The sequence below is a fragment of the Microbacterium sp. JAI119 genome (genome assembly GCF_013410135.1).
Taxonomy (GTDB): Bacteria; Actinomycetota; Actinomycetes; order Actinomycetales; family Microbacteriaceae; genus Microbacterium; species Microbacterium oxydans.
In genome coordinates this window covers 152,574-168,254 of the sequence record NZ_JACCCK010000001.1, presented here as the reverse complement: position 1 = coordinate 168,254, position 15,681 = coordinate 152,574, and the positions used below count along the sequence as shown (strand labels likewise).

Below are 15,681 nucleotides of genomic sequence, written 5' to 3'. Positions count from 1 at the left end.
CTCAGAATCTCGGGGCCGTCTGGCACCACGAGGCGTCGAAGCCGGTGAGGGCCACGAGCTCCTTGCCCGAGTCCATGTCGATCAGGTGCGTCTCGACGTTCTCCGGAAGCGGCAGCAGCATCCCGTCGTAGGCGTTGTTCGCCAGGTCGGGCGCGACGACGACGGCGGCATACTGACCGCTCGGCGATGCACAGGCCTGGAGGATCGAGTCCGTCGACCCGACCTCGACCAGCGGGGTCGCCGCACCGTCGTCGTCCACCCGCACGACCACCTGTCCGATCGGGAGACCCTCTTCGTCACGCGCGACGACGTGACGCAGTGTGCCGCCGGGGAACGGCGTGATGGAGCTCGCCGTGCCGTAGTCGGGGTCCGAAGCGGCGAGGGGCTGCTCCGAGCCGTCGGCCAGATCGAGTTCGACCACGGCTCCGTCGAGCCGCTCCACGATCGCGGTGTACGTGCCTCGGGAGATCCCCTGGATGGTGGCCGCGAGACCGAGCGACTGCACGCCGGCATCGGTCGAGCGGTCGACGAGCGAGAGCGCTCCGTCGAAGTCGATGAACAGCACGGCCGCGCTGTCGGGAACGAACTGCCACACGAAGACGCTCGCCTCGGCACCGGCGACCTCGATGATCTGCGGGTCGTCGTCGCCGCTCAGCGACTGCGTGACGAGGACGCTCGCGCGCCCTTCGGTATCGCTGAGCTCCTTGTCCGAGTAGCTGTAGCCGACGAGGCCGCCGCGCTCGGAGACCTGGATCGCCCCCACGTAGCCGTCACCGGGGAGCTTCAGCTCACGCTGGTTCTTGCCGTCGCGGTCCATCACGAGCAGGCGGGATCCGTCGTCCTCCTCGACCGAGACCACGAGCTGCGTCGATGTCGCACGGAAGTCGTTGATCTTGTCGTGCTCGAACACCGCGACGGCCTTCTCTCCGCTGAGGTCGGTGAGGAAGATCTTGTCCTTGCCCTCGACGTCGCGGCGCAGCAGGAAGATGTTCGACGGCGGCGTCGTGAAGCTCGTGGTCAGCGTCGTCGTCGGGCCGCCTCCGGCACCGACGACATCGGCCACGCGGATCGTGTACTCGGTCGAATCGTCGAGCGGGACGGTGAATCGCACCCCCACGCCGCGACCGGAGGCATCGACGGTGAACGGCACCGCCGGCTCGACCGTCACCTGCGCGGGGTCGATGTCGGCGAGCGCCTGGTTCGCGGTGAGGATGACGCGGCTGCCTGAGGACTCGATCGCCTGCGCGGCGTTCACCTGCACGTCGCTGATGCGCGGTCCTTGGAGCAGGCTCGCGACACCCAGCCCCGTTCCGACGATGACGAGGACACCCAGCACGGCGGCGAGCGTGACGACGAAGCGACGACGGCTCCCCGGAGTCTGCACGGGCTCCGGCTCTGCCGCGACGCGAGGGGTCGGAGGCGTGTTCGGCTCCGCGGCCTCTGCGCGCTCCCTCTCGACGTCCGGGGCCGCGCCGACGAACACGGGCTCAGTCGCGAGCGGGACGGGCGGAAGGGTGGTCGCCTCCGCGTCTTCTCGGGCTGAAGCCTCGAAGGCTGCCATCTTCCGGGCTGCGGCCTCCTGCTCGGCGACCTCACGGTCGCCCGCCTCACGCACCGCAGCTTCACGGACGGCAGCTTCACGGAGGACTGCCTCGTCTGCGACGGCATCCGGCTGGTCGGCAGACGAGGGATCCGCGGACGCCGTAGCGGCAGACGATGGATCCGCGGTGTGCGGAGCGTGGTCCGGCGCCGCGGCGACGTGTTCGGCGGAGGCGATCACGCGGTCGATCCGCTCCGCCTCCGCTGCCTCGGCGGCTTCTCGCGCCGCACGCATCTCCGCGCGTGTGCGCGGGACGGCGGGCACCTCTGGGCGCTCGTCGTCAGTACTCATAGGGGTCCCCCGGCTCGTCGATCGCGACGACGTCGGTCGGTTCGATGCGGAGCTTCCCATCGGCATCCGCACGCACTGTTCCGGTGATCTCGACCCATTGGCCGGTCGCGTAGTCGTCGGGCTTCACGTCGACGGGGAGGATGGCGGTCTGCGCGTCGATCACGCAGTGCGTGATGACCAGGCGGGTGAGATTGACGCCGTCGTCGGCATCGTCCGGGGTCACGAACCCCGTGAGCTTCACCGGCGCACCGTCATACGCGGCAGTGTTCGTCGCTGCGGCGAACACGCTCGCCCAGTCGCCGACGCCGAACGTCGAGGTGTCGGCGACGCCGAGGGCCACCGTGTCGGCACCGGCGAACAACGCACTCTGCTCTCCCGCGCGCGACATCGCGAGCTCGACGGACAGCGAGGCGGGCGGCAGCACGAGGCCGGCCACCACCACCCCGGAGGCGATGACACCACCCGTGACGGCGGCGACCCCGGCAAGCGTGCGGCGCGACGAGGGCGCAGTGGCTGGGCGCCCGTCGCCGTCCTCCGGGTCGGCGTGCTCCAGGTCGGCCTGATCCCGGGCGGCGCTCTCCGCGCGTGACTTGCGGCGTGTGGGCGCAGGGGCATGCCCGTGATCGTGACCGTGGTCGCTCTCCTCGCCGAGCGGGAGGGTGCACGACCAGATCGCACCGGCCAGGGTGACGACGGCGGCTGTGCACGCGAACCACACCGACTCGGGGCTGATGTAGAGGGTGAGGCGTCCGGTGAGACCGAGACCGAGGGTGACGACCGAGATCACGGCGGCCAGCCCCACACCCAGCCAGCGGGTGCCGAGAGCGCGAACGCGCGCTGCGGTCGGCGAAGACAGCGCCACGCGCTCAGACAGTGCCACGTGCTCAGACAAGGACGTTCACCCCGATCCCGATGGCGAAGGCCGCGGCGAGCACGATGCCGACGATCCCGACGAGCGTGCGGCCCGTGAAGGTCGTGCGCATGAGCGCGAGCATCTTGATGTCGACGAGCGGCCCGACGAGCAGGAAGGCCACGATCGCGCCGGACGAGAACGTCGACGCGAACGACAGCGCGAAGAAGGCGTCGACATTCGAGCAGATGGCCACCGTCATCGCGAGGGCCATCATCGCGACGATCGACAGCACCGGGTTGGAGCCGATCGCCAGCAGCCACTCCCGCGGGATGAGCACCTGCACGGCTCCGGCGAGCGCCGAGCCGATCACGAGCGCGGGCATCACGGCGCGCAGCTCGATGAGGAACTGCGTGAGGCTGCGGCGCACAGGGGTGCCCGGTTCGTGGGTCACCCGGTCGCAGGTGTCGACGAAAAGCTGCGTGAGCATGCCGTCGGGGTCGGGGTGGCGGCTGTAGATCCAGCCGATCAGGTTGGCGATCAGGTAGCCGCCGACCAGGCGGGCGACGAGGATGCCGCCGTCCCAGCCGAACGCCGCGTGCGTGGTGAGGATCACGATCGGGTTCACGATCGGTGCGGCGATGAGGAATGTCATCGCCTCCGCCGGCGCGAGGCCGCGCATCATGAGTCCACGGGCGAAAGGAACGTTGCCGCACTCGCACACCGGGATCAGCATGCCGAGCAGCGACAGCACCGCACGACGGGCCCACGCGCGTTTCGGCAGCCAGCGGTGGATGACGTCGGCAGGAAGCCAGACCTGCACCACGATCGACAGCAGCACACCGAGGATCACGAACGGCAGGGCTTCGATGAGCACGCTCAGCGCGAGCGTGAGGCCGTCCTGCGCGCGGGTGGGCAGTGAGGCGGGGAACAGCTTCGGCAGGAAGGCATCGATCAGGAACAGGGCGGCGATGATGGCCGCGCCGAGGCCGACGCCGATCCATGCCGATCGTGGCGAGGGTGACGGGCGATGGGAGTGGCCGTGACGGGTCGCCGTTGCTGCCGAGAAGCTCACGCGGACGCGGCCCTCTCGGCATCGCGCTTGTTCGCGCACGGAGTGCACAGTCCGAAGATGTCGACCACGTGCGCGGCCTCGGTGAATCCGTGCAGGGCAGCCGTGCGGTGCGCCCACTGCTCGACGTCCTTGGCCTCGATCTCGACGGTCAGACCGCAGGACCGGCAGATCAGGTGGTGGTGGTGGCCCTGCGTGGTGCATGCCCGGTAGAGCGCCTCACCCTCGGGGCTCTGCAGCGAGTCGGCGTCTCCGGAGGCGGCGAGCCCGGCGAGGGCGCGATAGACCGTGGCCAGGCCGATGCCGGTGTTGTCATCGCGCAGCGAGGCGTGCAGGCTCTGCGCGCTCACGAATCCGCGCGCGTCGGCGAGTGCTTCGCGCACGCGTTCGCGCTGCCAGGTGTTCCGCTGAGCCATAAGAAGAGTCTAGGCCGCGGCGATCAGCGGGGGCTGGGAGTGGATCTCAGGCCTGGACCCGGCGAACCCTGGCACGCGAGCGCTGCACGATCCAGCAGATCACGTAGATCGTGAACGACAGCGTCGTGATGTAGGGACTCACGGGCAGCGTTCCGGCGAGGGCGAGCAGGATGCCGCCGACCGCGGAGACGAACCCGAACAGCGCAGCCAGCAACGGCACCGCGATGGGGCCGGCCGTGACGCGCATCGCGGCGGCGGCCGGCGTGACCAGCAGTGCCATCACGAGGAGCGCGCCGATGATGTGCACGCTCACGGCGACGATCAGGCCGAGCAGCACCATGAACAGCAGACTCACGGCGCGGGTCGGCACCCCGCGGGCGGCGGCCGATTCCGGGTCGAGCGAGTCGAAGCGCAGCGGGTTCCACATCACCAGCAGCCCGATGAGCACGACCATGCTGATGCCGATCAGCCACCCGAGGTCGGGGCTCGAGACCGAGACGATCTGCCCCGTCAACAGGCTGAAGCGGTTGGCGCTGCGGCCGTCGTAGAGCGACAGGAACAGGATTCCGAGACCGAGACCGAACGGCATGAGCACACCGACGATCGAGTTGCGGTCCCTGGCCTTGGCCCCGAGCACGCCGATCAGGATCGCGGCGACGAGGGCACCGCCGAGGGATCCGGCCACCACACTGCCGCCGAAGAGCAGGGCCGCCGCCGCCCCCGCGAAGGAGAGCTCGCTCACGCCGTGCACGGCGAAGGCCAGGTCGCGCTGCATCACGAAGACGCCGATCAGGCCGCCCACGATCCCGAGCACGGCTCCCGCGATGATCGAGTTCGCGAGCAGGGCGACGAGCTCGCCGTAGTCCTGGAAGGAGAAGATGTCATCCCAGCCGACCATGGGCGCGATGGCTGCCGCCGCGTTCATGCCGCTCCCCCGTGCGCGTGATCACCGTGATCGTGGTGAGGCTCCGCGTCCGGCACGCCCACGACGACCAGACGATCTCCGGCGCGGAGCACGAACACCGGGGTGCCGTAGAGGTCGGTGAGCACGCGGGTCTGCAGCACCTCGTCGGGGGTTCCCAGCAGGAACCGCCCGCCGGCGATGTAGAGGATGCGGTCGACCCGGCCCAGGATCGGGTTGATGTCGTGGGTGACGAACAGCACCGCCGCCTCGCGCTCACGGCGCTGTCGGTCGATGATGTCGGTCACGGCGACCTGGTTGGCGAGGTCGAGGTTCGACAGCGGCTCGTCGCACAGCAGGAGTGCGGGCTCGTCGGCGAGGGCCTGGCCGACCCGGAGCCGCTGCTGTTCGCCGCCCGAGAGCAGTCCGACGCGGCGATCCGCGAAGTGGGAGGCACCGACCGCGTCGAGCAGTCGGTCGACCTTCGCCCGGTCGCCGCGGTGCGGGATGGGAAAGCCGAAGCGGCTGCCCTGCACCCCGAGGGCGACCAGGTCGCGGGCCCGCATGCTCGTGTCGGGGGCGAGATTCCGCTGCTGGGGGATGTACCCGATGCGGGAGTTGCCCCGATGGACGGGTTCACCCGCCACGCGGATCGTGCCGGATGACAGCGGCTGCAGGCCGAGGATGCTGCGCAGGAGCGTGGTCTTGCCCGATCCGGAAGGACCGAGCACGGCGATGAACTCCCCCGGTTCGACCGTGAGATCGAGGCCGGACCACAGCTCGCGATCCCCACGGTGCAGGGACGCGTCGGATATCTGGAGTACCGGCTTCTCGCGCTGAAGGGCGCCGCTCACGGCTGGACGGCGGCGGCGAGGCTCTTGATCGCGTCACTCATCCACTCAGAGTACGACGATCCGTCCTCGAGCAGCTCCGTGAAGGCGACGACCGGAACCCCGGCGTCCTTCGCCGCGGTCTCGACGCGCTGGGTCTCGGACCCACCGGTCTGGGCGTTCGTCAGCAGCGCGGTGACCTGTCCGCTGTCGATCACGTTCAGCGCCTCGAGCAGCACGGCGGGCGCGACGTCAGTGCCCTCTTCGACCGACTCGGCGAAGCCCTCCGGGGTGATGTCGGTGAATCCGGCGGCGGCCGCGAGGTAGCCGGGCAGCGGTTCTGTGATGAAGACGTTGACGTTCGGCGCCTCCGCCTTGAGGGTCGCGAGCTCGGTCTCGAAGCCCTCGAGGTCGGCGGTGAGCGTGGCGGCGTTGGCGGCGAACTCCTTCGCGCCGTCGGGGTCGAGCTCGGTCAGTTCATCGGCGATGGCCTCGACGACATGGATCATCGTGTGCGGGTCGAACCACACGTGCTCGTTGAAGCCCTCGATGTGGTCGTGCCCCTCGTGGCCGTCCTCGCCCTCGGCGTGATCGTGGTCGGCCTCGTCCGTGTGTCCCTCGTCGTCATGCCCCTCGTTGCCGGGGAAGTCGTGCGAGTACTCGACGGCCGTCACCACGTGCGGGTCCTTCGCATCCTGCAGCAGCGTGTCGATGAAGGGGTCATAGCCGCCACCGTTCTCGATCACGAGGTCGGCCTTCTGCACCGTCAGCCGGTCGCGGGCGGTCGTCTCGTACGCATGGGGATCCTGCGACGCCGAGGTGATGATCGACTGCACGTCGACGCGGTCTCCACCGATGGTCGACGCGATGTCGCCGTAGACGTTCGTGCTCGCCACGACGGTGATCGTGCCGTCGTCACCCTCTCCCGCCGAGGGTGTGGAGCATCCGGCCAGCGTGAGTGCGGCGACGGATGCGAGGGTGAGGGCGAGGACGGGCTTCTTCATGCTCTCACTCTAAACGCTAATGAGAACCATTATCAAATCGCCCTCGGCCGCTCGGTCACCCACGGCCGAAACGGAGACGACCCGACGTCCGCGCGGCGTGTCAGTGCTCGACACCCCGCGCGGGGCGCGGATCATCTCCGTTTCGGCAAAGGGGCGGAAGCTCAGCCGAGCAGACCGGCCGGTGCGATCCAGGCCGTGGCCTCCCCGGGGAGTGCAGAGCCGTCGAGCGGGGCGCTCGCGAGCACGACATCCGCGGCCGCATCCCCGAGGTCGAACGGCTCCGTGCCGAAGTTCGACACGACCTTCCATCCGTTCGGCCGGGTGAAGCGCAGCACGTCGGCACGTCCGGTGTCGATCCACTCCAGGGTCTCCCCCGTCTGCAGCAGGTGCCGGAGGCGCAGGGCCTCGCGGTACAGCGACAGCGTCGACGCCGGATCGGCGGCCTCCACGTCGACCGCGTACTCCGCGAACCACTCGGGCTGCGGCAGGTGCGCGCCCTCGGCGCCGAAGCCGTACGAGGAGCCGGCCGCCGTCCAGGGAAGGGGCACACGGCATCCGTCACGGCCGAGCCCGTCGAACTCCGCACCGCGGAAGAACCCGGGGTCCTGACGCTGTTCCGGCGCGATCTGCGCCACTTCGTGCAGGCCGAGCTCTTCACCCTGATAGAGGTACGTGCTGCCGGGAAGGCCGAGCAGCAGCAGGGTCGCGGCGTGTGCCCTGCGGAGTCCGCCCTCGCGGTCGAGGCCGTCCGCCGGACCGCCGGCCTTGACCCACTCCGTGCCCTGCTTGACCGGTCGTCCGTTCAGGGCCGGGAGGCCGTAGCGCGTGGCATGACGGGTGACGTCGTGGTTCGACAGCACCCAGGTGGTCGACGATCCGGTCTCCTGCGCCTGCTGCAGGTTGTCGGCGATGATGCTCCGGAACTGCCGCGCGTCGAAGTCGGCCACGAGCAGGTCGAAGTTGAACGCCTGGCCGAGTCCTTCCGCCGAGGCGTACTTCGCACGGCGCTCCGGGGTGTCCACCCACGCCTCCGCCACCGCCGTGCGCGGCGGGTCGTACTCGTTGAAGACCGCGCGCCACTCGGCATAGATCTCGTGCACGTCGTCGCGGTCGACCATCGGGTGCGTGCCCGAGGTGCGGTCCATCGCGTCGAGCTCGGCGCGCGAGGGAAGCGGCTCGCTGAGGTCCTTCGTGAGCATGTGGGCGACGTCGATGCGGAACCCGTCCACGCCGCGGTCCGACCAGAAGCGCAGGGTCTTCAGGAAGTCGGCACGCACCTCGGGGTGGTCCCAGTTCAGGTCGGGCTGCTCCACGGCGAAGTTGTGCAGGTACCACTGCCCGTCCGCCACGCGCTCCCACGCGCTGCCGCCGAACACGGATTCCCAGTCGGTCGGCGGCTCGGAGCCGTCGGGACCGGTGCCCTCACGGAAGATGTAGCGCTCGCGCGCGGCCGACCCGCGTCCGGCGGCGAGCGCCTCCTGGAACCACTCGTGCTGGTCGGAGGAGTGGTTCGGGACGATGTCGACGATCACGCGGATGCCGCGGGAGTGCAGCGCCTCGACCATGTCGTCGAAGTCGTCGAGCGTGCCGAGCCGCGGGTCGACGTCGCGGTAGTCGGCCACGTCGTATCCGCCGTCGGCGAGTGCGGACGGGTAGAACGGGCTGAGCCATACCGCATCGATGCCGAGGCCCTGGAGGTAGTCGGCCCGGGAGACGATGCCGGGGATGTCGCCGATGCCGTCGCCGTTCGCATCGGCGAAGCTGCGCGGGTAGATCTGGTAGACGGCGGCCTGACGCCACCAGGCGGCGTCTTCGGCGGTGCGGGTCTCGACGAGAAGCGCGTCGGTCATGAGGGGAGAACTCCTTCTCTCTTGCGGTGGTCGTGCGGTGTCAGCCCTTGACGGCGCCCTGCGTGACGCCCTCCATGACCCACCGCTGCGTGAACAGGTAGGCCACGATCGCGGGGGCCATCGCCATCAGGTACGAGGCGAAGGCGACGTTGTAGTTGTTGCTGAACTGGTTCTGGAAGAGGTTCTGCCGAACGGGGAGCGTCTGCAGCGCGGGGTCGGCGATGATGAGCGACGGCATCATGAAGTCGTTCCAGGCGTACAGGAACGCGAAGATGCCGACGGTTGCGCTCATCGGGGCGAGCAGCGGGAAGATCAGCTTCCAGAAGGTCTGCCAGGTGGTGGCTCCATCGATGCGCGCGCTCTCCTCCAGCTCGATCGGGATCGACCGCAGGAACGCCGTGAACAGCAGCACGCTGAAGCTCAGCTGGAACATGGTGGCGAGGATGATCACGCCGAACGGGTTGTCGAGTCCGACGCGTCCGGTGAGCTGGATCTGCGGCAGGGCCACGACCGGGAACGGGATGAACATCGCCGCGAGCAGGTAGAAGAACGAGTAGCGGAACAGCCGTCGGTCCCAGTTGCGCACGATGGCGTAGGAGGCGAAGGCCGCCAGCACGATGGTCGCGATCACGGTGCCCGCCGTGACGAGCAGGGAGATGCCCGCGCCGACCGGGAACTTCGTGAGCGTCCAGGCTTCGACGAAGCCGTCGATGCTGAACGGCGCCGGGAGAGAGAAGGCGTTGCCGTCGACCGCCTGTCCTGTGGTCTTGAATGCCATCGAGATGGTCACGTACAGCGGAAGGAGCACGGTGACGGCGCACAGGATCAGGATGATCGTGCCCGACCAGTTCACGCGCTCCATGCGGATGCGCGGCTTCTTCCCTGAGGTGGGGATCGTGGTGAGTGTCTGCGTCGACATCAGAGTGCGTTCCTTCCGCGCGTCAGCGACAGCTGGAGGAGGGAGATGAGCACGGCGACGATGAAGAAGATGGTCGCGTTGGCCATCTGGTAGGCGTAGTCGCCGCCGTTGAAGCCCGCGATGATCGTCATCGCGACGCTGCGGGTCGATGTGCCCGGCCCGCCGTTGGTGAGACCGACGATGATGTCGTAGGCGTTCAGGAAGCCCTTGAACCCGAGGATCACGTTGATCACCACGTATCCCGCGACGAGCGGCAACGTGATGCGGGTGAGCTGCTGCGTCTTGCTGGCGCCGTCGATGCTCGCCGCCTCGTACACCTCGCCGGGGACAGAGAGCAGGCCGGCGATGTAGATCAGCAGGGTGCCGGGCACGGCCTGCCAGGCGGTGACGATGACGATCGCGATCCAGGCGAGGTCGGGGTTGGCCAGCAGACTGGTCTCGAGCCACGGGATGCCCGCTGCTGCTCCCGCCGCCGGGATCGAGTTGGAGAACAGGAAGTTGAAGACGTAGGCGATGATGATCCCCGAGATCACCATCGGGATCACGAAGATGGTGCGCAGGCCCGTCTTGAAGCGGATGCGCGAGGTGAGTCCGACGGCCAGCAGGAAGGCGATCACGTTCACGACGATCACCGTGGCGATCGAGAAACCAAACGTGAACAGGTAGCTCTGCAGGATCGAGGGATCGCTGAACAGCGCGATGTAGTTGGTCAGTCCGTTGAAGCTCCACTCCCCGATGCCGATCGAGTCGGTGAAGCTGAAGAAGATGCCGATGACCCCCGGCACCGTGATCGCGAGGGTGAAGATCACGAGCGTCGGCAGCAGGAACAGGTAGTAGATCGGCTCGACGCGGCGCGTGTGGCGTCGCAGCTTCCGGTCGCCACCCGTGACGATGACGGTCGTGCTGTCGGAAGCAGAGGGAGTTGTCGTGGTGCTCATGATGCGCCCTCCTCGCCGGCGGCGTTGTCCTGGGTCGACGGGATCGGCGCCCGGAAGGCGATGCGTGCCCAGTCGGCGTCCATGGTGCGCAGGATCGAGGTCGGAGAAGCCCCGAGTACCATCGCCTGCGCGTAGTTCATCATCGGAAGCGTCTTGGGCACGAGCACGGACGGGCCCTGATAGATCTGCCCGTTGTCGTAGTACTCGACCATCCCCTCGACCCGGGGGTCGTCGGGGGCGGAAGCGCCCTTCGTAGGCGTGAAGCCGAGCTGCGAGGCGTTGTACTCCTCGATGTTCTGCGGCTCGTAGAGGAACTCGAGGAAGTCGCGGGCGGCCTCCTGATGGCGCGACCCCTCGGGGATCATCGCGGCGAGGTCCATGTTCACGCGCACCCCGAGGTCGGCCGGGTCGTTCGTCATCGGCAGCGGGAAGGTGCCCAGCCGCAGGTCGGGTGCGGTCTTCGCGATCTCGCTGAACGCCCACGGACCCTGCAGGTACATCGCGGCCTCGCCCTTGCCGAAGGCCAGGTTGCCGTCGCCGTAGCCACGGCTCGGGGCATCCGCGTTGGTGTAGTCGTTCGCGAGCTGCAGCATCCTGTCCATCGGCTCGGCGAAGTCCTTCGAGAACGAGACCTCGGAGTCGGAACCGACGTCGGCACCCTCGTCCGCGAGCGCATCGAAGAAGTCGATCACGTCGACCGAGCCGCCTGCGGTGTAGTCGTACCAGCCCTGGCCCACGGTCCAGTCGTCCTTGAACGTGCCGTAGAACGGGTCGATGCCCGCCGCCTTCAGCTGCTCGCACACCGCAAGCAGCTCGTCCCACGTCGTCGGCACCTCGAGGCCCTGAGCGTCGAAGATCTCCTTGTTGTAGATGACGGAGGCGGCCATCACCGAGTACGGCAGGGCGCTGGTGCGGCCCTCGCAGGAGCCGTACTGGTCCATGAGCGGCTGCAGGTCATCGCGGATGCCCGCAGCGGCGTCGGTCTCGGAGAGATCGGTGAGCGCGCACCGCTGCACGAAACGGGCGATCTCGTAGTTGTAGTTGGCGAGCATGACGTCTGGCGGGTTGCCCCGCACGAAGCTCGCCGAGACGACGTCGACGCCCGAGGTGTCGATCTCGACCTTCACGTCGCTCTGCGAGGAGTTGTACTCGGCGACGAGGGCGGTCATGAACTCGATCGCCTCGCGCTTGCTGAAGGTGAAGCGGATGGTCTCCGCTCCCGAGCCGGGGGCGCATCCCGCGAGCGCCGTGCCGACCAGGGTGACCCCCAGGGCCGCGGCCACCGCTCGCGCCGCGCGTGTTCGTGTGCCAGACACCGTCGTCCTTCCATCCCGTAGATCCGTGCACTAAATCTAGTGAGCGAATTTACTGTGTCGAACGGTACTCTCTCATTGGACGAGAGGAAGGTCAAGCGCCGTGGCAGATGTCTCCGCAGGCTTGGGCACCGGTCGAGCGAGCGTGAGCGCCGTGCTCGACTTCGCCTGGACGGCTGGCGAGTTCACCGCGTCCGAGGCCATGGCCGGCACCTCGCTGACCCGCTCGACCGCCATCGACGCGATCGACACCCTGGTCGGCGCGGAGATCCTCCGTGAACTCCCCAACGCCCGCGCCGCCGGCACCTACCGCGCAGGGCGACCCTCTCGCCGCTTCGTGCTGCCCGCCGACCTGGGCGTCGTGATCGGCGTCGATGCGGGCGACACCCACCTCGCCGTGACCGTGGCCGACCTGCTCGACGAGACGCTCGTGCACCACCGGGTGGAGTTCGATCCGACGCAGACGGTCTCCGAGCGGCGCGCGACGATCCTCGGGCGCTTCGGCGATGCGCTCACCGAAGCCGGGGTCGCGCGCGAGCAGGTGCTCGCCGTGTGCGTCGGGGTTGCGGCACCGGTGAACCGCGACGGCATCTCGCCCCCGCACCCGGAAGGCTTCTGGGAGCGCACGAACCCCGGGCTCGCCGAGGCACTGGAGGACTGGGCACCCGTCGTGCAGATCAAGAACGACGCCCAGCTCGCCGCGATCGCCGAAGGGGCCGAGGGAGCCGCGATCGGATGCCGCGACTACGTCGCCCTGCTCGCGAGCGAGCGCTTCGGCGGCGGCGTGGTGGTCGACGGGCACGTGCTGCACGGCGCGCACGGCGGTGTCGGCGAGGGCGTCGTGTTCGACCACATCGTGGGTGTCGGCTCGGCGTTCGGCCTGCGCTATGCCGTGCAGGACCAGGTGCGCGCGGCAGTCGAATCCGGTGAGATCTCGCACGACAGCGCCGTCGGACGCCTCGTCGGCACACGTCGCATCGACCCTCGACTCGTGCTGACCCTCGCCGCGTCGGGCGACCGGGACGCGGTGCTGATCACCTCCCGCGTCGGGGCCACCGTGGCCCGCGTCGTCGGTGTGCTCGGCAGCATGTACGACCCGGCTCGCGTCATCGTGTGCGGAGCGGTCGCCGAGAGCATCGAGCCCGTGCTGACCGCGGCCCGCCGCATCCTCCCCCAGGAGCTGCACCTGCCCGCTCCGGAGATCCTCGCGTCGACACTCGGCGCGGAGGTCGTCTCACGCGGGGCCGTGGCGACCGCCCGACGCGCGGCCAGGGAGCACGCGGTGCCGCGGTTGGCGGAGGAACGTCTGCGCCACAGTGCGTGATCGGGCGGTCACGTGCGTGACACGGGTCAGTCCACCAGCAGCGCGGGCTCCTCGAGGATCGAGGCGACGTCGGCGATGAAGCGGCTCATGCCGTCGCCGTCGATCACGCGGTGGTCGAACGATCCGGCCACCGTGGTCACCCAACGGGGGCGCACCTCGCCGTCGACGACCCACGGCTTCTGACTGATGGTGCCCATCGCCACGATGCCGGCCTCGCCGGGGTTGATGATCGGGGTTCCGGCATCCATCCCGAACACACCGATGTTCGTGATCGTGATCGTGCCGCCCTGCTGATCGGCCGGCGGGGTCTTGCCGTCGCGGGCCGTGAGCGTGAGACGGTTCAGCGCCCGCGCCAGCTCCTTCATGCTCAGGTCCTGCGCGTCCTTGATGTTGGGCACGAGCAGGCCGCGCGGGGTGGCGGCGGCGATACCGAGGTTCACGTAGTGGCGGACGGCGATCTCGGCTCCGGACTCGGTCTCGATCCAGGCGGCGTTGACCATCGGGGTGCGACGGGCGGCCCAGATCACGGCGCGGGCCATGATGAGCAGTGGCGAGACCTTGATGTCGGCGTAGTCGGGCGAGGCCTTGAGGCGCTTGACGAGATCCATCGTGCGGGTGGCGTCGATCTCCTTCCACACCGTCACGTGCGGGGCCGAGTACGCGCTCTGCACCATCGCCGACGACGTGGCCTTGCGCACACCCTTGACCGGGATCGACTCGGTGCGGTCGTCACCTGCAGCCGACGGACGCGTTGCGGTGAGGCCGCGAGCGAGTCCTGCCGGCGCGGCCTGCGGGGCGGGCACCGTCTCCTCGCGCACGGTCCCCCACTCGGGGGTCTCGATGTTGCGGAAGACGCTCGCCTGCGAGGCGTGCTTCATCACGTCGTCGCGAGTGACCTCCCCGTCGGCACCGGTCGCGGCGACCGCGGTGAGGTCGACACCGAGGTCGCGCGCGAGCTTGCGGATCGGCGGCTTCGCGATCACCCCCACCGAGGAGCGGACGGGTCGCTCGGCCGGACGCTTGCGCCGCGAGGTGGCTCCGCCTCCCGTGCCGTAGCCCACCAGCACGGAGCCGCCGCCCTCTTCCGCCGCCGGCGCTGCAGGAGCCGGAGCGGCCGCAGTGCCAGCCGCCGGCTCGGTCAGGAACGTGATGATGGGGGTGCCGACCTCGACGGTCGTGCCCTCGGCAGCGAGGAGCTCGCCCACCACGCCCGCGTACGGCGACGGCAGCTCGACGAGCGACTTGGCCGTCTCGATCTCGCACACCACGTCGTTGATCGCGACGGTGTCGCCAGGAGCGACCTTCCAGGCCACGATCTCGGCCTCGGTCAGGCCTTCTCCGACGTCCGGAAGGGTGAAGTTCTGCGTGCTCATGACGAGTCCTTTCGGCCGAGCGGAAGTGTCAGTATGCCAGCGAGCGGTCGACGGCCTCGAGGATGCGGTCGGCATCCGGGAGGTATGCGCCTTCGAGCTTCGCGGGCGGGAACGGGGTGTCGTAGCCGGAGACGCGCAGCACCGGAGCCTCGAGCGCATAGAACGCGCGCTCCATGACGGTCGCGGCGATCTCACCGCCGATGCTGCCGAAGCCCTGGGCCTCCTGCGCATAGACCATGCGTCCGGTCTTGCGCACCGAGTCGAGGAGGGGTTCGTAGTCGACCGGTGAGATCGAGCGCACGTCGACGACCTCGCAGCTCGTGCCCTCAGCCTCGGCGAGCGCGGCGGCCTGCAGGAGAGTGGTGACCATCGCACCGTGCCCGACGAGCGTCACGTCGCTGCCCGTGCGCACGACGCGCGAGGAGTGCAGTGGAACGGCCGAGGCGTCGAGCTCGACCTCGCCCTTCTGCCAGTACCGGCTCTTCGGCTCCATGAAGATCACCGGGTCGTTCGACGCGATCGCCTCCTGGATCATCCAGTACGCATCGTTCGGCGTCGACGGCGACACCACACGTAGGCCGGGGGTGTGCGCGAAGTACGCCTCCGGGCTCTCCTGGTGGTGCTCGACCGCGCCGATGTGTCCGCCGTACGGGATGCGGATCACGATCGGCATGCTGATCGCGCCCTCATGCCGGTTGGTCAGCTTCGCGAGCTGCGTGGTGATCTGGTCGAACGCGGGGAACACGAATCCGTCGAACTGGATCTCGATCACCGGGCGGTACCCGACCATCGCCATGCCGATCGCCGTGCCGACGATCCCGGCCTCGGCCAGCGGGGTGTCGAGCACCCGGCGGTCGCCGAAGTCGCGCTGCAGATGCTCCGTCACACGGAAGACGCCGCCGAGCTTGCCGATGTCCTCGCCCATGAGCAGGACCTTCGGGTCGTTCTCCATCGCCTTGCGCATACCCGCATTCAGCGCCTTGCTGAGCGGCATCGTCTC

At 69.0% G+C, this 15,681-nt stretch carries 14 protein-coding genes; 1 reads left to right on the top strand and 13 read right to left on the bottom strand.

What is annotated here, in order from left to right; translation table 11 throughout:
- Position 1 precedes the first annotated feature (1 nt).
- From HDC31_RS00730 to HDC31_RS00680, 11 genes are all read right to left on the bottom strand, one after another.
- Positions 2–1,891, bottom strand: a complete 1,890-nt coding sequence (locus HDC31_RS00730; protein WP_257021910.1) for a hypothetical protein — start codon at positions 1,889–1,891, stop codon at positions 2–4.
- Positions 1,881–2,771, bottom strand: coding sequence for a DUF1980 domain-containing protein (locus HDC31_RS00725; RefSeq protein WP_308472266.1), 891 nt, complete (start codon positions 2,769–2,771; stop codon positions 1,881–1,883). The genes HDC31_RS00730 and HDC31_RS00725 overlap by 11 nt, the downstream gene beginning before the upstream one ends.
- Before the next feature lie 4 nt (positions 2,772–2,775).
- A complete protein-coding gene (locus HDC31_RS00720; RefSeq protein ID WP_179515718.1) occupies positions 2,776–3,816 on the bottom strand; it encodes a permease in 1,041 nt (346 codons plus the stop codon).
- Positions 3,813–4,229 carry a Fur family transcriptional regulator gene (locus tag HDC31_RS00715; protein ID WP_045263847.1) on the bottom strand — a complete coding sequence of 139 codons (417 nt, stop codon included), beginning with the start codon at positions 4,227–4,229 and terminating at the stop codon, positions 3,813–3,815. The genes HDC31_RS00720 and HDC31_RS00715 overlap by 4 nt, the downstream gene beginning before the upstream one ends.
- A 46-nt stretch (positions 4,230–4,275) precedes the next feature.
- A complete protein-coding gene (locus HDC31_RS00710; RefSeq protein WP_371861830.1) occupies positions 4,276–5,154 on the bottom strand; it encodes a metal ABC transporter permease in 879 nt (292 codons plus the stop codon).
- Complete coding sequence (locus HDC31_RS00705; RefSeq protein WP_058632986.1) at positions 5,151–5,984, bottom strand: metal ABC transporter ATP-binding protein; 834 nt, start codon at positions 5,982–5,984, stop codon at positions 5,151–5,153. Before HDC31_RS00705 ends, HDC31_RS00710 begins: the two co-directional genes overlap by 4 nt.
- Positions 5,981–6,964, bottom strand: coding sequence for a metal ABC transporter solute-binding protein, Zn/Mn family (locus HDC31_RS00700; protein WP_113681158.1), 984 nt, complete (start codon positions 6,962–6,964; stop codon positions 5,981–5,983). The genes HDC31_RS00705 and HDC31_RS00700 overlap by 4 nt, the downstream gene beginning before the upstream one ends.
- A 161-nt stretch (positions 6,965–7,125) precedes the next feature.
- Positions 7,126–8,814 carry a glycoside hydrolase family 13 protein gene (locus tag HDC31_RS00695; RefSeq protein ID WP_113681157.1) on the bottom strand — a complete coding sequence of 563 codons (1,689 nt, stop codon included), beginning with the start codon at positions 8,812–8,814 and terminating at the stop codon, positions 7,126–7,128.
- 40 nt (positions 8,815–8,854) lie between these two features.
- Positions 8,855–9,733: a carbohydrate ABC transporter permease gene (locus HDC31_RS00690; RefSeq protein ID WP_046748628.1), complete on the bottom strand. Its 879-nt coding sequence runs from the start codon at positions 9,731–9,733 to the stop codon at positions 8,855–8,857.
- The gene (locus HDC31_RS00685) at positions 9,733–10,671 is read right to left on the bottom strand and encodes a carbohydrate ABC transporter permease (RefSeq protein ID WP_058632982.1); all 939 of its coding nucleotides are present in this window, start codon (positions 10,669–10,671) and stop codon (positions 9,733–9,735) included. Before HDC31_RS00685 ends, HDC31_RS00690 begins: the two co-directional genes overlap by 1 nt.
- Positions 10,668–11,987, bottom strand: coding sequence for an ABC transporter substrate-binding protein (locus HDC31_RS00680; RefSeq protein ID WP_113681156.1), 1,320 nt, complete (start codon positions 11,985–11,987; stop codon positions 10,668–10,670). Before HDC31_RS00680 ends, HDC31_RS00685 begins: the two co-directional genes overlap by 4 nt.
- Before the next feature lie 100 nt (positions 11,988–12,087).
- On the opposite strand from HDC31_RS00680, the gene HDC31_RS00675 reads away from it, so the two are divergent.
- Complete coding sequence (locus HDC31_RS00675; protein WP_113681155.1) at positions 12,088–13,308, top strand: ROK family protein; 1,221 nt, start codon at positions 12,088–12,090, stop codon at positions 13,306–13,308.
- Between the two features lie 26 nt (positions 13,309–13,334).
- Here HDC31_RS00675 and HDC31_RS00670 read toward each other — a convergent pair whose 3' ends face one another.
- Together HDC31_RS00670 and HDC31_RS00665 are read right to left on the bottom strand one after the other, a co-directional pair.
- Positions 13,335–14,681 (bottom strand): dihydrolipoamide acetyltransferase family protein, encoded by a 1,347-nt coding sequence (locus tag HDC31_RS00670; protein WP_058632980.1) that lies wholly within the window; start codon positions 14,679–14,681, stop codon positions 13,335–13,337.
- A gap of 28 nt (positions 14,682–14,709) precedes the next feature.
- Complete coding sequence (locus HDC31_RS00665) at positions 14,710–15,675, bottom strand: alpha-ketoacid dehydrogenase subunit beta (protein WP_179516074.1); 966 nt, start codon at positions 15,673–15,675, stop codon at positions 14,710–14,712.
- Between the last annotated feature and the right edge of the window lie 6 nt (positions 15,676–15,681).